Source organism: Bacillus sp. CPT56D-587-MTF (genome assembly GCF_058792335.1).
This window is the reverse complement of the sequence record NZ_JBYTEF010000001.1, coordinates 2278841-2300232: the sequence shown is the minus strand read 5'-3', so window position 1 is coordinate 2300232 and position 21392 is coordinate 2278841. Positions and strand designations below refer to the sequence as shown.

Annotated in this window: 18 protein-coding genes, 1 pseudogene and 1 other annotated feature; of the genes and pseudogenes, 3 read left to right on the top strand and 16 right to left on the bottom strand. The window is 31.4% G+C overall.

Annotated features, from left to right (window positions below; genetic code table 11):
* Positions 1-282: 282 nt before the first annotated feature.
* Positions 283-1161 (bottom strand): glycerophosphodiester phosphodiesterase, encoded by an 879-nt coding sequence (locus AC3WVZ_RS11700; RefSeq protein WP_000725652.1) that lies wholly within the window; start codon positions 1159-1161, stop codon positions 283-285.
* A 45-nt stretch (positions 1162-1206) separates the two neighbouring features.
* Positions 1207-2007 (bottom strand): GNAT family N-acetyltransferase, encoded by an 801-nt coding sequence (locus AC3WVZ_RS11695; protein ID WP_001107063.1) that lies wholly within the window; start codon positions 2005-2007, stop codon positions 1207-1209.
* A 511-nt stretch (positions 2008-2518) separates the two neighbouring features.
* Between AC3WVZ_RS11695 and AC3WVZ_RS11690 the strand changes: the two genes are divergently transcribed.
* Complete coding sequence (locus tag AC3WVZ_RS11690; RefSeq protein ID WP_000035355.1) at positions 2519-3223, top strand: hypothetical protein; 705 nt, start codon at positions 2519-2521, stop codon at positions 3221-3223.
* Between the two features lie 39 nt (positions 3224-3262).
* Here AC3WVZ_RS11690 and AC3WVZ_RS11685 read toward each other — a convergent pair whose 3' ends face one another.
* Positions 3263-4558: an MFS transporter gene (locus tag AC3WVZ_RS11685; RefSeq protein ID WP_000535184.1), complete on the bottom strand. Its 1296-nt coding sequence runs from the start codon at positions 4556-4558 to the stop codon at positions 3263-3265.
* 212 nt (positions 4559-4770) lie between these two features.
* Here AC3WVZ_RS11685 and AC3WVZ_RS11680 point away from each other — a divergent pair, with 212 nt between their 5' ends.
* Positions 4771-6204, top strand: coding sequence for an IS4 family transposase (locus AC3WVZ_RS11680; protein WP_233936233.1), 1434 nt, complete (start codon positions 4771-4773; stop codon positions 6202-6204).
* Positions 6205-6334: 130 nt separating this feature from the next.
* Here the strand turns inward: AC3WVZ_RS11680 and AC3WVZ_RS11675 are convergent, their stop codons facing one another.
* The 13 genes and pseudogenes from AC3WVZ_RS11675 to AC3WVZ_RS11615 all read right to left on the bottom strand — a co-directional run bounded on the left by AC3WVZ_RS11675 (position 6335) and on the right by AC3WVZ_RS11615 (position 20295).
* Positions 6335-7558, bottom strand: a complete 1224-nt coding sequence (locus tag AC3WVZ_RS11675) for a MerR family transcriptional regulator (RefSeq protein ID WP_063220385.1) — start codon at positions 7556-7558, stop codon at positions 6335-6337.
* A 504-nt stretch (positions 7559-8062) separates the two neighbouring features.
* Positions 8063-8488: pseudogene (locus AC3WVZ_RS11670) on the bottom strand (DUF4879 domain-containing protein).
* A 508-nt stretch (positions 8489-8996) separates the two neighbouring features.
* On the bottom strand, positions 8997-9422 hold the full coding sequence (locus tag AC3WVZ_RS11665; RefSeq protein WP_063220386.1) for an ester cyclase: 426 nt from the start codon (positions 9420-9422) through the stop codon (positions 8997-8999).
* 254 nt (positions 9423-9676) lie between these two features.
* Entirely contained in the window at positions 9677-10483 is an 807-nt protein-coding gene (locus AC3WVZ_RS11660) for a DegV family protein (protein ID WP_000831929.1), read from the bottom strand.
* A 199-nt stretch (positions 10484-10682) separates the two neighbouring features.
* A complete protein-coding gene (locus tag AC3WVZ_RS11655) occupies positions 10683-11189 on the bottom strand; it encodes a DUF3189 family protein (protein ID WP_000639421.1) in 507 nt (168 codons plus the stop codon).
* Positions 11190-11247: 58 nt separating this feature from the next.
* Positions 11248-11400, bottom strand: a complete 153-nt coding sequence (locus AC3WVZ_RS11650; protein WP_000353713.1) for a hypothetical protein — start codon at positions 11398-11400, stop codon at positions 11248-11250.
* A gap of 191 nt (positions 11401-11591) precedes the next feature.
* Complete coding sequence (locus AC3WVZ_RS11645; RefSeq protein WP_000281843.1) at positions 11592-12224, bottom strand: VanZ family protein; 633 nt, start codon at positions 12222-12224, stop codon at positions 11592-11594.
* A gap of 225 nt (positions 12225-12449) precedes the next feature.
* The gene (locus AC3WVZ_RS11640) at positions 12450-13475 is read right to left on the bottom strand and encodes a serine hydrolase domain-containing protein (protein WP_000598049.1); all 1026 of its coding nucleotides are present in this window, start codon (positions 13473-13475) and stop codon (positions 12450-12452) included.
* A gap of 167 nt (positions 13476-13642) precedes the next feature.
* A complete protein-coding gene (locus AC3WVZ_RS11635; RefSeq protein ID WP_000793342.1) occupies positions 13643-14875 on the bottom strand; it encodes an MFS transporter in 1233 nt (410 codons plus the stop codon).
* Positions 14876-14940: 65 nt separating this feature from the next.
* Positions 14941-15199: a binding site (T-box leader), on the bottom strand.
* Positions 15200-15359: 160 nt separating this feature from the next.
* Positions 15360-17498 (bottom strand): penicillin-binding protein, encoded by a 2139-nt coding sequence (locus AC3WVZ_RS11630; RefSeq protein ID WP_001170947.1) that lies wholly within the window; start codon positions 17496-17498, stop codon positions 15360-15362.
* Between the two features lie 287 nt (positions 17499-17785).
* Positions 17786-18385, bottom strand: coding sequence for an undecaprenyl-diphosphatase (locus AC3WVZ_RS11625; protein WP_233936381.1), 600 nt, complete (start codon positions 18383-18385; stop codon positions 17786-17788).
* 247 nt (positions 18386-18632) lie between these two features.
* Positions 18633-19622 (bottom strand): zinc-binding dehydrogenase, encoded by a 990-nt coding sequence (locus AC3WVZ_RS11620; RefSeq protein ID WP_000644512.1) that lies wholly within the window; start codon positions 19620-19622, stop codon positions 18633-18635.
* 166 nt (positions 19623-19788) lie between these two features.
* The gene (locus AC3WVZ_RS11615) at positions 19789-20295 is read right to left on the bottom strand and encodes a GrpB family protein (RefSeq protein ID WP_233936380.1); all 507 of its coding nucleotides are present in this window, start codon (positions 20293-20295) and stop codon (positions 19789-19791) included.
* A 127-nt stretch (positions 20296-20422) separates the two neighbouring features.
* Here AC3WVZ_RS11615 and AC3WVZ_RS11610 point away from each other — a divergent pair, with 127 nt between their 5' ends.
* The gene (locus tag AC3WVZ_RS11610) at positions 20423-21304 is read left to right on the top strand and encodes a protein kinase domain-containing protein (RefSeq protein WP_000654538.1); all 882 of its coding nucleotides are present in this window, start codon (positions 20423-20425) and stop codon (positions 21302-21304) included.
* Positions 21305-21392: the final 88 nt, after the last annotated feature.

Here is a 21392-nt window from a genome sequence, read left to right as displayed (position 1 = left end):
GCAACATCTCCTTTTCTATTATCCTATGCAAAACTCGTCTCACGGGTTGTACATATACCTAGAACGATACGAAGTACAAATACATAGGAAGCCAATTCAGCTAAAAAGATTTTCACTTCTAGCTTCAAACTTTGTAAGTTGAAATCGAAGCAATTAAAAAACCACAACCTAAGTCTTCAAGTTGCGGTTTTTGGTATTTTCTTTTTATATGCTACATGCCTTCTTGCATTGATAATCCTAATATACAGGTTGTGTAAATTTTTCCTTTATGAATAACACTTCTTATTCATGAATTTTCAAATCCAATAATATTGAATGTAAACGATCCGGATAATTAGTAAACATCCCATCGACTCCCCATGAAAGTAACTTTTTCATATCTTTTTCATTATCTACTGTAAATGGATGAACTTCTAATCCGTTTTTCTTTATTTTCTTTACATAATCTGAATCAATATATTTGTAATTCATACCAAGACCTATGCAGTACATTTTATACTTTTCTATCTCTAATTTTGTTAATTGAACTGCTTTTTTATAAGGTAATAATTGTACTAAGGATATATTACTATTTAAGCTATGAATCTTTTGTAGACTTTCTTCACTAAATGATTGAATAATCACTTTATCCTGTATTTCGTAGTGATTAATAATTTCTAATAATTTTTCTTCCATTCCTGGATATTCATCAGGTGTTTTTGTTTCGATATAATAGTTCGCGTTATGCCCAAACGTTTCAATAATTTCTGTTAATGTTGGGACTTTTGCATTTTCAAATTCTTTCTTGGCTAAGTTCGGATATTTTTCATTAAAAAAAGAACCTGCATTTAGTTGCTTTACTTCTTCTAATGTATGCTCTTTCACTAGCCCTGTACCATTTGTTGTACGGTTTAAGGTTTCGTCATGCATAGCCACTAAATATCCATCTTTTGTCATTTGGAGATCAATTTCTATATAATCTCCATTCATTTGTTGGCCTAATCGATATGCTGCTATTGTATGTTCAGGCGCGAACGCAGAAGCACCTCTATGTGCGATATTTTTTATATGATTTGATTGATTCATAGCTTTAGTATACTTATGTTCATTAATTTTCTGAAAAACAAAGATACTTATTATTATAAAGGCACAAATTATTGTAACGAGATATATCTTTTTCATAACGATTTATAAGCTCCTATATAAAGACAATTTAACTAGAATGATTTACTCAATTACATGTCGATTTTCCAATACAGTCATTTTGCCGATAGCTTGAAATCCCGATTTTTTATAAATATTGATTCCATCGGTTGAAGCTTGTAATACACAATACGTATTTTTAAATTTTTGTGCTTCTTGCAGAAGGAAATTGAACATAGTAGATCCGAATCCTCGTCCTCTCATTTCTTCTTTCGTTGCGATGTCATAAATACCAATACTATCTTTTGAACATATCAATGAACCAACAGTTACGATTTCACCTTCATAAAATCCTAAAAATAGTTTCATATTCTCACTGTTCCATAAATCAAGATTAGAAATTTGATTATAGAATGCTTGTACATGTATAGCTTCTTCCGATGTGCCGAATAGATTAGCTAACGTTTCTCCAAATTTTTTTATTAGTCCAGGTGAAGATGCTTGTTGAATTGTAAAACTTACTGGCATGTTTATTGTTGGAGAAATTGTTTTTAAGTCTGCTACCATCGCAATATTTTGCTCCGCTTCTTTTAAACCGATTTTATTTAACTCGCTTTTTATATCCCGCTCTTGCTCCTCATCCCATAACCAAACACTCATTGGAAATTTCTTTTGATTATAGTATTCTACCTCCTTATATAATTTCTCGACCCCTTCCGTTAAATTATTGTTCAGTAGAGTGATGATATTGAATGTATCGGCAGGTAATCCGCAATCAACAGCAATATAATCTTTCGTTTCTTTTATACTCATTCCGGGCACAAATTGCGCAACATATGAAGTTTTAAATGCAAAGTTATCTATTAGTAATTGTTTATAATTCATCAATAGTTCTCCTTTTCATAAAAAGTAATACTCGAATCCCTCTATATTAAATATAACATATTAGAAATTTACCTTTTTTTATAAAAAGTACCTCTTTAAATTGTGCTCTATAGTTTAAAATAATTAAAAATGATATAACGTTGTCGGAATGAAAAAAGTGGTATATAATAAATATTAACATTACTAGTAATTATTTTAGGTATTCCTAGAATAAAGGAGCGATACATATGAAAATTACTATTTATTTCGGAAGTCATGAAGATCAAGATGTTCGTACTATGGACTGTCATTTAGATGTAGAAGATACAGAAGAGATTGTTTCTGTATCATAATATAAATAGTTAGGGTAAACCCTATTCCCTACAGCGTTTAAGGCACCTTTTATAAGGTGTCTTTTTTGTTATATTTTCATCAAAAACCCTTTACTTTATAGCGTTTTAATAGTAAAATATAATTATACGAACAAACGTTCTATTTTATTTTAAACGTACATGAAGGGATGATTTTAACAATGGCTCCATTAAAGCGCAGAGGAAGAAAAAAGCAAGCACCTATTATTTCAAATACAGGCTTTATCGGCTCTGTCTTTATTGATACATTGGAGTTACAAAAGAAATCCTATTATTTCGCTCGTAAAAAACTTCAAATTGTTCATCACGTATTAGATGGTCTCTCTGGAGCAACAAGCGCTTTGTTTAAAGAACATAACATTTCAGCATACATGTCATGTGTGTATTTACATAAACAAAAGAAAATTGGCTTTGTTCTTTCAACGAAACCATTTGAACAAAGTGATGGCGTTGCTTATTTTGTAAATTATTTAATCGAAAAGAATTTTTATGGCGGCCATGATGAAGATGTAGAATATCAAGAAGTATTTAATACAGGTTTTATCGGTGTAGTATTCGCTGATTTATCTAGTATAGATCGCTTTAATTTCGAGTTTGAAATGGGTATGCTAACGAAATTAATGAAAGATATGATTATTCCGGTTAAAGAACTCTTTTTACGCCATAATGTACCGGCTTACATCTCCACTTCTCACTTAGAAGAACAAAACAAATTAGGTTTCGTTCTCTCTGTAAAGCCATATGACGAACGCGCTGAAGCAGATTTATATTTTGAAGCATATTTAAAAGAACGCGGATTATTTATTGGTGATGAAGAAGATGATATTGATAAGATTGTCATTAGAAAAACCGCTGAATTACGATAGAAAAGCGCAGGATGCTAATCCTGCGCTTTTTAAGTTACGTTAAACACTATAATCTTTTGAATGAATTTCTAAATTAAACTTATTTGCTAAAATTTTATTCAAAGTAAAAAATACAATCCCCCCTGCAATGGGAAGCGTGTAGGCTGGAATGAAATTTAATAATAGTCCTGATATTGCAAGTGCTATTGGTTGCATTATTTTACCTAAGCTTAATCCAATACTAAGAACTCTTCCTCTATATTCTTCAGGAATCTCATTTTGCATGAAATACATTAAAGGAATATCAATTTGTGCTATCATAAATCCTAAAAAGAACATAATCATGCAATACGTAGTAACATATACCAAATTATTTACTACAATAGATTTAAATAAAACAGGTATCCCTAAAACTATCATAAAAATTGCCAACATAAAACTTATTTTTTTCAATAGATAAGAATAAGAATAACAATCAGTTATCTTTTTCACTAATATTGCACCAACTATCATACCTATCGGAAAAGTCCCTTGAATCATACCAAATTGCTTAGAATTAAGATTGAGAACTGTGTTAATAATGTATGGCAACGGAACGGTTACAGCAAAGCCTAAAAAGAAATTAAGGGAAATTAAAATACTAAAAGTATTTTTTAAGCTTTTCCGCTCCAATAAGTAAGAGTATCCCTCCTTTATATCTTCAATAAAATTAATTTCTCTAATTGAACATTCCTCATTTATGTTTTGCTCGCACAATTTAAAGTTTATAAACAATATGGATATAGCCGAAAGGATAAATGAAATACCGTTAATAATTATAAAAGTTTTCATATCAAAGACTGCAAAAACAATGCCCCCTAACATAGGCCCTAAAATTAAAGATATAGAATCGATAATTTTACTTATAGAATTAATACTCATTAACCGTTCTTTAGTAACCATATTCGGTTTTACGGCCTCTAATCCTATTCCAAAACACGTTGTAAATACGGTCATAAGAAAGGTAGTAGTATAAATAATGAATAAGTTTAATCCATAATAGTTGCTTAATATATAAACAGTTATTAATAAGCACCCGCTTAATACATCCATGCAAACGACGAGTTTCTTTTTATCAACCTTATCAGCAATGACACCGGCAAATGGATTCATAACAATCATTGGAATCGTTCCTAAAATAAGCGTAATCGCGAAATTTAAAGCAGATCCGGTTATTTGTAATACATACAATCCTAATGCGAAACTATAAATAGAGCTACCAAATAGTGATACTGTTTTTGCAATTGAATATAAACAAATATTTCTTAGTTCTTGGTTTCTATTTTTATTTTCTATATGTAATCGTAAACTTCCCATCATTTTCCCCCCTGCATAACTTTGTATTACGTACATTGTAAGTTCTTGGGTCAGCCCAATAGCAATATGTACGATTTGAAAAGTTTTAAAGGGAAATAAATAAAAGATGGGGTTAACCCCACATGCCCATCAACTTAAGGCTTTTTACTACCCCAAAGTACAAAAAAACGTTATTCTTTCTTAATAATCTATGAGAAAGGGTGACGTTTTTTATGAATCTCTTGCTTCAAGAGGAGTTACAACCATTTGCAGAAGAATTACAGCGCTATATCACACCTGATTTTTTGGAAGAACTAGCAAGAGAGATGAAATTTGTAAAAAGAAAACGCAAATTTTCAGGGGCAGATTTAGCTACCATTTGTATTTGGATTAGCCAAAGGGTGGCCAGTGATTCTTTAGTCCGATTATGTAGTAGGCTTCATGCAGTTACAGGTACTGTACTTAGCCCGGAGGGCTTAAATAAACGATTTAATGAAAAATCAGTGTTATTTTTAAAACATATCTTTTCTTTGTTATTACAACAAAAAATCTGTGAACAGACTCACATTTCTAATCAACTTCTTGCTCATTTTCAACGCATTCGCATCATGGATGCCACCATGTTTCAGGTACCTAATACGTTGGAGCATATATACCCTGGTTCAGGTGGATGTGCGCAAACAGCTGGAATCAAAATTCAATTAGAATATGATTTACATAGTGGACAATTTCTTAATTTTCAAGTGGGGCCTGGAAAAAATAATGATAAAACATTCGGCACAGAATGTTTAGATACGTTACGACCAGGCGATTTATGTATTCGTGATTTAGGGTATTTTTCATTAGAGGATTTAGATCAAATGGATCAACGGGGAACATATTTTATTTCACGCTTAAAGTTAAATTCAAATGTATATATCAAAAATCCTAATCCTACATTTTTTCATAATGGTGCACTCAAAAAACAGACAGAATATGTAAAAATCAACTTGCAAATGATGATGGAGCGCTTGTTACCTGGTGAAACTTATGAAGTAGGTAATGTTTATGTAGGAGATCAAAAAGTTTTGTTTGCCCGACTCGTTCTGTATCGTCTAACAGAAAAACAATTACGAGAACGACGAAAAAAACAAATGGAAAGTGAAAAGAAAAAAGGAAAACCATATTCGAAAAAAAGTAAAATATTATCTGGGTTGAATGTATATGTAACTAACACTCCGTGGGAGTGGGTTTCGATGAAGCAAGTCCATGAACTATACTCTTTACGTTGGCAGATAGAAATAGTTTTTAAAACGTGGAAATCATTGTTTCATATAGATCATTGTCGCACTGTTAAACAAGAACGAATAGAGTGCCATTTATACGGGAAACTGATTGCTATTTTCTTATGTTCTTCTACCATGTTTAAAATGCGCCAACTTTTGTTACAGAAGAAGCAAAAAGAATTAAGTGAATATAAAGCGATTGGAATGATTCAAGATCATCTATTTCTCCTCTATCAAGCCATACAAAACACCCAAGAGATAACAAAGTTTCTGGTTCACCTGTTCCACCTTCTAGAGAAAAACGGGCGGAAATCTCACAGATATGAGAAGAAAACTGTCTTTGATATCATGGGTGTCCATTATGAGTATAGTATAGCTAGAGCACAAAAGAAAGCTGCATAATTTAAAAAACAAAACTCGTTAGAGTTTATTTCGCATGCGGATTTTTAAGAACAATCAATCTGTTGAACAGTTTATAACCCTTTTGAAGGGAATTTCAGTTTATTTGTTCTCTTAAGTTGATGGGCATGGGTTAACCCCATCTTTTTCCGAAAAATGAATATGTATAAATTTCTTCTCCTTGAACAAAGAAATCCTCATACCTTCCCCCTCGTATCAAATAATTTGAAGTACTTTCATCAATAGATTGAAACTGTAAATTTTCGATTTCTTTTGTTACTTTTGCAGATGTAAAATTCCCTCGGAGTCTAGGTACAATTTGGCTATTTATGCTAAATTTATTAAATAAAATAAATGAACTTAATAAATAACAATTGTGTTTAAAAAGGGAATTTAATTCGCGCAATAAGAACTCCTCATGTTCAAAACTATAATTACTTGTACCTGATTGATCGATTACAATATCAATAGAACTACTCTGAATAGGTATGTTTAGAAAGTCGGCACAAATAAATACAATATTTCTTTTCACATTTCTTCTCTCAATTACATCTTTTAAAAGTAAAAGTTTATTCAAATCTCGATCAACAGCAATATATAAACACTCTTCCGGTAGTTCTTCATAAATATTTCGTAAAAAGAACCCAATACCAGACCCTAAATCAAGTAGTATTTTTTCATTTAAATCTAATTGCATTAGTTTCTTTTTCGCCCATTCTCCTCCTCTTTGAACATTTTCCAAAAAAGCAGTATCCGTTTCATGGATATAATCTGAAATAGAATCTTCAAGTGATTTCCTCTTATACACCTCAAATAATTTTCCAGCTGTTAAAACTCCGGAAGTAATCGCGTATTCTTCACCACAATTACAAATTAATTTCCCCTCAACAATTTGATTTTTATTAATAATGCCATCTTCAAGAATTAAATTTCCGTTACACTTAACACATTTAAATAAATGAAGTACTTTTAAATCTACCCCTAAAATTGAACTCGAGATTTCAGTTTCTATAGATAAATTATTTAACGTTTTCTTTAATTTATCTTTTCGTTCCTTTAAGGTTTTTATCTCTTGTTCAATCTTTTCATATTTTACTTTAAATAAAGATTGATAAAAAATATCCTTTTCATAGTCTAAGGATTTCCCTAAATTTTTATAAAGAAACAGTTCTTTAATTTCATTCAAGCTAAACCCTATCCATTTGTACTCTAATATAAGTTCTATATCCTTTTGACAATACTCGTCAAAAAAATAGTGACTTCCTTTTTTCTCAGGAATAACGAGTCCGAGATCCATATAATGTCTAATCGTATCTACACTTACATTATTTACTTCTGCAAACTTACTGATTTTCATCCTAATCACTACCATTTATATATTTGTTTATACATACTTCTTTATTACTTTAAAAAATCCTTTCATCTCCCTATACAAAATTATTTATGCTATGAAAAAGATGTAATTAATTTTAAAGTTCCGCCACATCCCCATTAAGCTAAGCTTATATAAGTTTAGCTTCTCTTTTTTAATCTTGAATTTAAAAAAGAGGCGCAGGTATTACGTTTATGTCTATATATCTAAAAACTGTGAGTTCATGGATGAATTTAAAACTGCGGCGTAAGTACTGCAGTTTCTTCCTTTTTCATTGAGTTGAAATATGTAAAGTTACGTACTTTAACTGTAGCGGACTTGTACTACGCTTTCATATTAATTTTATAGACGTTTAAGGATTTTGTTTTATGGTAAGTATTCTTGCTGTGAAATCAGGATTGTAAATATAGATGAACGTGATTCAAATCAAAAAAAGGTACTCCTAGAAGTACCTTTTTTACTATTCTACATGTGCGAACGCTTTCAAAATTATTGGATATAAATTGATGTACGCATTGTATTAAATGGGGCATTTATAGATGTCTTTTGGTACTCAAAAGTTCCTTGTTGGTGTCCAGAAGCATCCCATTTATAATACCAGCCAACGATTGGTCTTCCGCCAATTATAGTGGAATCAATACTTTTTACATTAGAACCATTCATTTTAGCAAATGGGTTTTGGCCATAGCCCATTTCTTTCGTTGTAATATATAAGTATTTTCCCCCGTGGTTACGCGATGTGCTGAAGCTGTTCTAATTAATTGTTTCTACCCCGCCTAGCTCAGACTCTACTTGTACGACGTTTAGTGAAGTAAGTGGTGCTGCTGGTCCAGCTGAAGCTTCTGTTGCCATTCCTAATCCGACGAACGCTGTGATTGCTAACGATGAAATCCCTAGTGCTGCTTTTTTAAACATAAAAAACATCCCCTTCCATCTATTGTTTTCTCTTTCATTTTCAATATAATCCTAATAACCTTATATATAAATAGATTGTAGCTGTATAAATATTAGTGCGAATATTCTATTATATATTTCTACAATTCTATTACTCAATATGAATGATTTACAGTGCAAAACGAAATACACATTACAAATTGATTCTATTATTTTCATTATTAACTAGCGTATACCGAATTTAAACCATATGAACCATATGAACCATTGTCACTATTTTTTTGGTTCATAAACAGATGCCTATATTTCTTGTTACTGCATAATAATGTTACATCAAACTGATGTAAGTACACATAGAAACAATAAAAGAGAGCATATTTTAAAAGATTTATTAAAACATGCTCTCTTTTTATTAATTTGAATGAATCTTTCAGTAAAAAAGTACATTGATTTGTATCCTTTATGTAACAGAAATAATCGTTTTAAAAATCTTGTTTTTATGCTTTTTCCTATTATTCTTAAAGATAATTTATTGAATATTTTTATTGTATTCTAATTGATTTTGAATTCCTGATCTATCAATTTGAATCCAATACTCTGAAATTTTCCCGTTTTCTATTCTATACACTGCACTTGCTATTTGAATTATAGGGAGACCTGTAGGTTCATACCCATCTATTTCTCCTATGTGTGTACCTACTTGTTTCCATCGTACATATACTTTACTATCTTGTACTAATAATTCTTGAATTTCTAAAGAGAAATTCCCATATACTTCAACCATCTCTCTTACATGCTCAGCGTAATCTTTTGGCGATCTATATACTGTTTGTTCCTCTTCAGATATAACTTGATGTGCCAATACTTTATCTGCCATATATCGATTTGAAAAATCCGGATTACTCCCTGAACGCACTTCTTCAAAGAAATTTCTGATAATTATTTCTGGTTTCATTAAACATCCCCCTTAAAAATAAATCCAATACTAATAACCCCTGAATGTATCGGATAAGTGTTATATTTTCATTCTCACTCTTTCTCAATAAGTATGTCAAGTTTGAAGTATTGACATTAAAAATTGTAAATTTGCATAGGGTTAGCTGAGCAATGGTTTAAAAATGCAATATTACTAAGTTCGATGGAGATATGTCGAGATCCCATTTTGTTTTAATTAAATAAAAAACCCGTGAATAATTCACGGGTTTTACTTTAATAACTAATTGCTATTGTACCTTCACCTGCATGAACCGCAAATGAAATTGGTAATGGATATAATTTGAAATCCATTTCAGGGAATGCTTGTCTAATATCTGCAATCCATTCCTCGGCTCCATCTTTATCATTAGCATGGAACATGTGAAGTACTTTTGGTAATTCTTTTTCAAGTTCATTTTTAATATATTCTCGACATTTTTGGATTTTACGAACTTTCTTTTCAAGTAAAAGCTCTCCACCTTTTACTTCTAATATTAAGTTGACACTTAATAAACTTCCAAGTAAAAATTGAATGCCCTTTACACGACCACTTGCATAAAGGCCTTTTAAACTTTTCGGGAATACGTGGAAAGGTCTTCTTTTTTCATCTACTAATGTTTTGTGTATATCTTGTAAAGTCATACCATCATTGTATAACGATTTCGCTTTTCTAATTAGTTCATCCATTGGATAACTTGTTGTTTCACTGTCTAATACCGTTAATGGAAAACCTGCCATTTCTGCAGCTAGCTTCATATTTTGATAGGTTCCACTTACTTTTCCGCTAATAGCAACTGCAAATCCTTCTTCATATTCTTCTTTGCATTTCGAAAATAAATCTACCATTTCCCCTATGTTAGGCTGTGATGTAGTGACAGTTTTACCTTCATTCAAAGCATTATAAACGCGCTCACGCACACCTTCTTCACAATCTTTGTACGACACACCATCAATAATAACTTCAATTGGGATAACAAAGTTATCTCCTTCTGTTTTAAAACTCGCAGTTGTACTATCAGTAATCCAAGCAACACGCTTCATGTTGTTCCTCCCTTAATTCAATTCCTCTTTTCTGACTTTTCTATATATTTATGTTACGAAAAGAGAATATCCCTGTAATAGTAACAGGACTTTATTGTTTTGGCTATAGTAGATGCATATTAATTGTGACTATTTCTTGTCTATTTCACAAATAAAAAAGAAAATCAAGGAATTTGCTCGATTTTCTTCTTATCATATACTATTTAAAAGTTTCATTATCTAAAATTACTACATAATCATTCGTTAATCGTCCAGCTTCTTTTGTATAACTAACAAGCCTTTGTATATTATCACAGCAAATTTTTGCTCCCCATACGAGTAACGGTACGCCAATAAAATCAATATGGAACCTTCTAGAAAACAGCCCACCGAAAGTCATCGGTAAAGGCACTGTTGGTGATGTATTAGAAAATATAATCTTTTCATGGCTTTGATAATGTTTTTGCAAGATTTCTCCTAAATGCTTCATCGCAGGTACAACAACTTTTGATGCGCCGCATCCAATCGTATATACAGGATGACCATGTTCATCGATTCCATGAAAAATAATTTTTCCCATATCTTCTGTTTTCAATTTATTAAAGTAATCTACATTCAAAATTTCTTCTTTCGTTAACTTACGATCCGTTGGTAGTTTATTTAAATGATACGCTGCAGCTAGTGAGGTAGTATGTGTTCCACCAAAATCTGTGTAAATGTATATCATATTATCATCCCTTGTTGTAAAAGTTCAATGTTAATTAGTATTACCGTTCTTAGCAATGTTAAACAAGGGATGTTATTTGTCCCATATGAATAATGGACTGGATTGTTACAAAGCACAACAAAGCCGGAATGAGCCAAATACGGTTTATTTTCACTTTTCGTTCTTTACTTTGCATCAAAACAATAATAAGAACAACAAGTAAAATATCCATTTAGAATCCTCCTATAAACTTGCTTATCTTTAAAAATTATATTCTCCTCTTTTCACTCCATACTTGAAATACGATAGCTACTTTCAAGTGTAAGATGAAAAATGTGATTTCTCATCAGCCTTAAGCATTATTTATAAAAATAAAAAAGACGTACTTTTTACTCGTACGCCTTTAATAACTCGTTTAAACTCCTATTTATCAACTAATTCCACACCTTTAGAATTAGTTTTACCCAATACTCGAATGTTAAATTTATTAATGGCTTTTAAAAAGATATTATAAATACAATATCCAAAAATAGAACCTAGAACATTACAAATCACATCATCAATATCAGTAATACGTCCCACTCCACTAAATAAAGACTCAATTAATTGTAGCAATTCAATACTAGCTGATATAGAAAATCCTAATAAAATTGTATTTTTGAATTTCTTATATTTATCCCATAGGATAGGTGCTAAAAATCCTAAAGGCATTAATAATAAAATATTCCCGCCTACATTTCTTACAATTAGCCCAATCATAAATAGGGCATCTCCATCATAAGCACTACCAATTTGATTGATGTCTTTAATAATTGATGCAAATGGTATTATATTGACCGAGCGATTCAGATTTTCAACATTAGAAGGAAAACCGATTGGTAAAGGGAATAAAGTTACTGCAACAACCATACAAATGTAAACCACGAATAAAAAACTTACTATTTCTTTCCACCAAATCACATGTTTTTTATTTTTGGTACCAATTAATATTCCACGTACAATTAAATAACAAATAACCCCTAAAATAATAAACAAACTACCGTTGATCATATACAAATTGTTAACACATCCTTTCATATGAATTAATAATTTAAATTTACAATTATATAGTAATATTTTTTAATTTAAAAATCCATATAAACATATGTAATTGTGCAGAATTACAAAAACCCCTTATTTAATAAATAAAGGGTTCCTCGTTAACTAAAATATTTTTCAGAACAGAAACAATCATAAACCCGTTTAAATTATTTTCGTATCTCTTCTTTTATATCCATATAATTAAAAAGCTCTTTCTATTTCTGTCATTAATTTTTCAGGTCCTGCCTCTTTATTCGATGGAATAACTAAAGTGATTCCTAATTCTGGATATATGGCCGAGCGAAAACTGACGCCTGGATCATATCCCATTACATGATATTTGAATACCTTGTTTTCTCGTGTTTCAATCCATATTCCATATCCGTAAGACTGTTTATCATTTACATAAATGTGGGGAGTTAAAAGTAACTTTGTATATTCCTTTCCTAAAATTTCATTATTAAATAGTGCCGCCCAAAATTTCAACATGTCTGGTGCAGTAACATATGCACCTCCATCAGCCCCTCCTTTTATTGGTATAGAGTAAGCGTTTGTTCTCCAATTTTGGTTGGTTTCGTCCTTTATATATCCTAGAGCTGTATGTCTTGGTAATTTATCTAATGAAAAATAGCCAGAATCATTCATGCCAATCGAATTAAAAATGTTTGTTTCTATATACTCCGTAAATTTAAGTCCCGTCTGTTCTTCTATTATTAATCCAAGTATGATAAAACCTGCGTTGTTGTAGTGAAACTTACTCCCAGGTGCAAACATCATATTATTGTTTTGAAATAATGGTAAAAAGTCTTTTAAGCTCTTTAATAGATACATAGGTGTTTGTTTCCAAAGATCCTCGAAGTTATCTATAATACTTTCATCAAAATAATCTGGTATACCAGAGCTATGCGTTAGTAGTTGATGTATTGTAATATCTTCATCGAAGTTTGGAAGTTTTATCTCTAGACAATCCTTTAATTTTGTATGAAAAGAAATAACACCTTTTTCAACAAGTTGACAGATGCCAATTGCAGTGAAGATTTTACATCCTGAGGCAATGCCAAATCTTGTTTGTATCGTATTGTTTATACATTCACTTTTGTTTGCGTAACCCAATGCTGTTTCATAGACTAAATCTTTTTCTTTTTTTACTAAAACTACTCCAGAGAAATCTATTTTCTTTTGTATTTCTTTTACAATTTTATCAATTTCATCTTTTGTTTTTATCACGACAACCACCCTTATCTTTCGGTATTGTTCTTTCCTCTTATTAATTTTTCCATATAAAGAGGAAGGAACCCTCTTATTAAATACGATAAATTATTAATGAAAACACAAAGTCCATTTCAAATTTATCCCGCTATTTATGAGCAGTAAGACCCCCACTGATTAAATTTTCACTTTATTGACTCAGTAGAATACAACTTAGATTGTGATGGGAATAAAGTAAACACACACAAGACGATAGTAATAAATAACATTATTAATGACCCTACAATAACTACAAGTTGTATAGAAATGAACTGAGTCGCAACACCAGATAGTATTGTAATAAAGATTGTTACTAACGCAATAACAAGTCCATATATACTCCCGATCCGTCCCATTATATGAACGGGAACATTATTTTGGTAAAATGTATAAAATCCTGTATTTGCATATGCCATAGAGAAAGATAAAATAAAGAATCCAATAGCAGCTATTAAAAATACATTTGAAAAAGCATAAATTAAATAACCAATTGCGATGAATAATGATCCTATTCCAATTAGAAATGAAGGTGCTAATTTTTTTGACAAAATTGTATTTGTTATGGCACCTAAAATAAATCCTGCACCAGCTATACTAACTAGAAAACCATATTCACTATCTGTTAGTAGTAATACATCTTTCGCAAACGATAGTTCAAGTGAATCAGTAGCAGTTGCTAATACGAACATACTTTGAAATAAGAAATACACACATACGACATACACATGTTTTCTACTAAAATTTATAACAGTGTTCCAATCTTTTTTTAATACTGTAAGTGATAATGTATTACTAGTTGTATCCAAATCTTCTTTCTTATCAAGATTCGGTAAAAGTAATGTAATGAATCCTGATAAGAGAAATGCTATAGCATTCATATATATAGCAAACTCTGGTGTACCTGCAATTAATAAAACCCCCGCTATCGCTGGACCAATTAAAAATGCACCAGATCCTATTAAACTGCGTAATGAGTTGAAACGTTGTCTTTGCTCTACTGGAATTAATTTCGTCATATATGTCATAGCAGTTGGCTCATAAATTGCACTGGCCATACTTATAAAGAATACGAATACATAAACAATCCAAAGTGACGGAAGTAAAGGTAAAATAGCGATAAATAACGCACGATATATATCGAGGTGAATCATTAATTTCCGTTTATTTAAACGATCAATCATACTCCCAGACCAAGCGTTTGTAAATAAAGTGGCTAATGGTTTTATTACATATAAAGTAGCAACAGCTAAGGCTGAGCCACCCATATTATAGACAAGTACATTCAGTGCTATTAAGTAAATCCATGCCCCTAAATTCGCAATACCAACTCCGGACAATAGTAATAAAGGATATTTCCAATCTTTAAGTAAATTTTTCATTTTTGGCCCCCGCTTTCAAAATTGTTTTACAACAATAAAAAAATCCCACCCCCAAGACTTTTAATCTTAGGGACGAGATTTATCATCGCGGTGCCACCCTAGTTTGTTAATATGTCACCATACTAACCTTATTAGGTACTGCATTCTAATTCATGCTTATACCATAGCTCTATAACGGGAGCTCCCGTCACACCATCCCCTAATAATAGGTTCCGATGTGCTGCTCAGAGGCTTGGTTCAATAAAGAATTTTTACTCCTTTTCAGCTACATGGAGCTCTCTGTGAAAAATTCATTTTATTTACTCTTCTCTTCACTGCATTTATTTTTTCCATATTATCACATATGTATTTAACTGTAAATAAAAAATAATCAGATATTTAACAACTTATCATTTATTATTTTTTCTAAAAATTACGGTGCGTGAAATTACTCGCAACTCTAAAGAAAGAGCTATTTGCATATAGCTCTTTCCAAATGCCTGGATTAATTCGTATTCGCCTCTGTTAACGGTTGTAACGGCGGTTCTAATTCTAGTTCTAGTGTATCTCCTTCTTGTAAATCTTGTCCTTTTTCAATACTTTGACTCGTTACATAACCCGTACCAGAAGTTTTCAAATCTAATTTCAAAAGTTTGGAGAAATACATAATATCACGCATGGACCAACCTTTTACATTTGGCATTTGTGCGTTATTCCCTAATAAAAATATACGATCACCTTCACTCATTACCTCGCCAGACTGTGGATATTGTTTTATTATTTTTCCTTCTCCTAAAATTACCGGCTGTAGCTTCTCTTTTTCTACACTTTTCTCTATTGTATCCATCGATTGATTTACATAATTTTGTACTTTTAATTGAGATTGTTTCATTGCATCAGCTATTTGTTTTTCTGTATACGGTTTCACCTTTAAATATTCAAGGCTGTTTTTTATAACAGGTTTAAATATTTCAGCAAGAGGCTGAGCTCCATACTCATCTCCTTTTAACTTTGGCTGCTTAATAGCTAAGTATACGATTAACTCCGGATCATCAATTGGAGCCATTCCTAAAAAGGAGAAAATGTAATTCTCTTTCCCTTCCATATATCGGCCGTTTTCAGGATTCGGTATTTGTGCTGTTCCTGTCTTACCTCCAATTGGATAACCATCCACTTTATACATTGTACCAGTTCCTTTTGAAGATGTTATAACACGCTCCATTAAGCTTCTAACTTTGTCCGCTGTTTCTTTTTTTATCGGATTCCCAATTTCTTTCGGTTGATTTTCCATAATAACTTCCTTGTTTGTTGGATTTACAACTTTATCAACGATATATGGTTGCATCATTTTCCCGTCATTTGCTATAGCAGTAGCCGCTTGGATTAATTGAATTGGAGTTACTGTAGAACCTTGACCAAAAGAAGTTGTAACCTGTTGAATTTGCGTATTTAATAATAAAGTATTTTTACTTTCTCCAGGTAAATCTATTCCTGTTTTTTGATTGAATCCAAATTTATTCATATATTGCTTAAATTTATTTGGTTTCAGTAACTGATCTTCTAAAATAGAAAAAGCTACGTTTGATGACCTTTCAAAACCTTCATCAAATGTAATTGATCCCCATCCAAATCCACCATTATGATCTTTTATATCAGATGAACCAACGGAATATTTTCCAGATTGAAAATATTCTTTGCCGTTATATACACCTTCATTAATGGCAGCTGCTAACGTAAAAACTTTCATTGTTGAACCTGGTTCATATGCATTTGCAATCGGATCATTTAAAAAATATTCGATATCACCTACATTAGGATTGTAACTAGGTTTACTAGACATCGCTAAAACCTTTCCTGTTTTTGGATCAGCAATAATTCCAATTAACATAGACGGATCATAATGCTCTTGTGCTTTGTTCATCGCTTCTTCTAAAAAGCTATTAATTTGTTTATCAAGTGTTAAATATACGTTATTTCCATTTTTAGCAGGTTCTACTTTACCTATATCATTTGTAAGCGGAATCCCTCTTCGTGTACCCACATATTCTATATTCCCGTTTGTAGAGCGCAAATATTTATCCAAACTCTTTTCAAGCCCAAACTTTCCTTCCGTATTCCCTTTATCATCTGGTCTAGCAAAACCAAGTATATAGGATGCAAAGTCTTCATTCGGATACACTCTTGCTTTTTCCGACATAAAAGATACACCTGGTATTTTTAAATCATTAATTTTTTCCTTCTTTTCCCTAGATAAGTTCCGACCAATTTTCCCAATTTCAACTTGCGTACGCCCTTCATGAAAGTTTTTTAATACTTCTTCTTTATCAATTTCAAGCGCATCGGCTAATTGTTGTGCGGTTTCATCTTTATTTTTCACTTTATCTTTTCCTTTTAAATTCACAACAACTCGATACGTTGTAGAATCTTGTACTAACACCTTTCCGGTTTGATCATAGATAGTGCCACGATTCGCTTCTAAAACACCTTTTTTATTATGTTGTTCATTCGCGAGATCCTTTACATTCACATTATGCACGACTCCTACTGCCTGAATATAGAATATACGCAAAATCATAATAAGAAACAAAACAATAAAAGCAATCATCATATATCGAGCGCCTTTATTCGTTTGGAGTTTTTGCATACTTATCTCCTCTCTTTTGGAATGGATTCGTACGAAGATCCGTTTTAAAATTTGTAGTTTTTGTTTACGATACTATATGTTTCGAAGTTTTCTTTTTAATTCCTTTAAAACAATGAAAAACTAACTGTTGTTATTTTGTGTTATTATTTTATATATTTAAAATACGGTGCGTGAAATTTCAGAATATTAATTAGTACAACTTGATTACAGAGCACTCTAAACTCTTTTCGTATTTCCTATAAAAAATTCCCCTCTGGATGTCCAAAGGGGAATTTTTTATAGGAAAATTATGCGATATGGTTATATTTCGCTAAGAAAGGAATTCGTCTCGCTACTAATGCATACATTTTGAATACAAGTTTCGCTATTGGTTCAAACATACGAGTACTTTGCATTACTAAAGCACTCGTAATAAGTGTTAAGAATGCTGCACCAAGTATATCTAAAGGATAATGAACACCTACGTACATACGTGATATACCGACTAGTACTGCCCATAATAGCACGATATATTTTAGTTTTTCTCCTCTAAGAATAAATACGAAGGCGATTGAAAATACAAGTACAGAATGATCACTAACGAATGATGAATCTGCTGCATGTGGTACTAATTGATGTACATCATGTGATACGAACGGACGCGGATGGTAATATACCGCGTGTATAAGAACATTTACTAATAATGCAATAATAACCGAAAGCGCCGTATATAAAACTGTATATTGTTTTCTAATTGCCTTTTCTTTCTTTCCATTATTAAACCATAAGATAAACATAAATAGAACGGCTACGTATGCAGCGCTATTTGTAATAGCAATCATTAACGTATCTAATAGTTTGGATGAATCAGCAAAATTATTAAACCACTGAAATACTGTGTAATTCATTAAACTCTCTCCTTACATACAAGTGTTCTTGATTTACACAGTATACAATACCATTATGAAAATAGGCTTAAACTTTTTTCATCTAATTCTCATTTTACTATTACTCATATGACAATTATTAAACAAATTTTATACGCTATTTATGTATAAAGCCGGTAAGCCTTTATAATAAGGCGGTTCGTATTTTTTTCATGTTTGAAATACATAACATATTCATTTAAATATACTAATTGCAAAATCATATTTTTTAATTCATTTGAAGTACAATATTTCCGAATTGTTCTCCATGTTCCATACGGCTTAGTGCTCGAATTGCTTCTTCTAACGAGTACACCTTATCAATAATTGGTTTAATTTGATATTTTTCAATAAACTTTATCATCTCATTAAATTCCTCACGGCTACCCATGGATGTTCCCATAATATCAATTTGATTGTAAAATAATGCGCGTAATGGTAATTCAATTTTATCTCCTGAGCTTGCACCAAAATTCACGATTCTTCCATTTGGTTTTAATACATCAAAATATTTCAAGAAAGTTGCCGGGCCTATACTATCTATTATTAAATCTACTTTTTCACCTTGTAAGCTCTCTTCCCAATTTCCGGTACTATTAAAAGAAATATCTGCACCATATTTTTCAGCAAGTTCCCTTTTATTCTCTACCCTTGAAGTAACACTCACTTTTGCGCCGATTGCTTTCGCGAATAACATGGCAAATGTAGCTACACCACCTCCTATTCCCGGAATTAAAACGTGTTCACCGCACTTCAATCTACCCTTTGTAAAAAGTGCTCTATATGCAGTTAATGCAGATAAAGATAAAACACCTGATTCTTCCCAAGTAAGATATGACGGCTTTTCTACTACATTTTCAGCTGGTACAATTACATATTCAGCAAACGTTCCATCTTTCGGCCCACCTAGTACTTCCGGTAACTCCGGTACTTCAGTAGCATGTTCCCATCCAATACTAGGATTAATAATAACTTCTGTATGTAGTGTAATATTTGAAACTCCTTCTCCTATTTCTGTAACAATTCCTGAGCCATCTGAACCTATTACTAATGGTAGATCCATTTCTTTTCTATTGTTTATAATAAATAAATCCCTATGATTTAACCCTGCAGCTTTTAACTTTATTTTTACTTCACCTGCATTAGGACTTATCTCAGGTGAAAATTTATATTCTAACCCCTCTAATCCTTTTTCATATTGATGTACAATAGCTTTCATTGCTTAATTCCCCCTTAATATTTCCAATGTACTAGAAATATCAAAATAAATAAAATAGTTTGCCTCCAATAATTTAGAAATTATATATTTTGTTATGAAAAAAATCCTCTCCCTATAAAAAGTATAGGAAGAGGTTTCAAAACTAGTTAGATAAGAATCTATAAATTTATTGAATTCTAGCCAATTCTAATATTTTTCGAATAAACGGCGCTTTTGCCTTTGTATATGAAACACAATCAAAAGCATATGTAATAGCAAGCATCTCTTTTAATTCTCTATATTCTTTACGTGCCCATTCATTGCTTATTAGAAAGTCACGAAATAAAATATTGTTTCTCCACTCGTCACTATTATAAATATAAACATGCAAATGATGAGTACCTGCTCTCCACTTTCCTTTTCTAAAAAAACGCCAATTCGTTGCATCTTTTGGAACATACTCATATTCAATTTCCGATAGAACTTCAATCCACTTTTCAGTTATTTGCAATTCTGTTACGCCAATCATCATATCAATAAGAGGTTTAGCTCCTAATCCTTCTACTGCTGTGCTTCCTATATGTTCAACAGCAATTATTTCTTGTCCTAACAAGGAACAAAATTTCTCTTTTTCTTTTATATACTCTTCAACCCATTCTTTTTGATACGGTTTAATAACAATTTGTTGATCCATTGTATTCACCTCTCTATAAATATTTATCATTATATTTATAAAATTTTATATTATTAGCATAGGATTTCCATAAAATATGTCGAATAGTGGAATGTACAACTTAATTATATTAAATGTGAGGTAATCTATGAAAGATAATTCCGTGGAAATTCAGTTAAATAACGTAACATTCCAATTAAAAGAATATCATAATTTTGATTGGCTTATTAAATTAGGGACCGTATTTGCAGTTTTTGACCAACAAGATTCAGGTAATATAAGTTTTGGTGTAGAAAAAGATGGGCATAAGAAATTTATCAAATACGCAGGAGCACAAACAATTGCATATGAAGGAACAACGGGTGATGCTATTGAAAGGCTAAAAAATTCAGTTACTATCTATGAAGATTTAAAGCATAAATCGCTCATAAGATTAATTGATCATTTTCCAGTTCAATCTGGATATGTATTAATTTTCGATTGGTTTGATGGTGAGTGTCTTCATTCGCATTGGCGTTTCCCATCTCCTGAAAAATATAAAAATCCAAACTCACCATTTTATAAATTTAGACATTTATCTGCTATAGAACGAATTCATTCCTTACATTCCATTTTTTCTTTCCATAGTTATGTAGAAAAGAAAAACTATGTAGCAATAGATTTTTATGACGGTAGTATTTTATATAATTTTAATACAAACGAGACAAAAATTTGTGATATAGATTTATACAGTAAGAAACCTTACATAAATAGAATGGGCCGGCTATGGGGTTCCTCCCGTTTTATGTCACCAGAGGAATTTGAACTAAACGCAACAATTGATGAAAGAACAAATGTATTTAATATGGGAGCAATGGCTTTCTCACTTTTAGGCGGTGAAAAAGATCGTTCTTTTATAAAATGGGAAGCAAGTAAGGAATTATATGAGGTAGCGTATCGTGCTGTAAATGCCAATCGAGCAGAACGGTATGCATCAGTTATAGAATTCTATGAAGCGTGGTTAAAAGCGGCTAATGCGGAAAGGATATAACCCTAAATTATTAAAAGAAATATAGAGTTTATACTATTATCATGTATAATACATATGAAAAGGAAATTCAGAATAACGAGGCAAATAT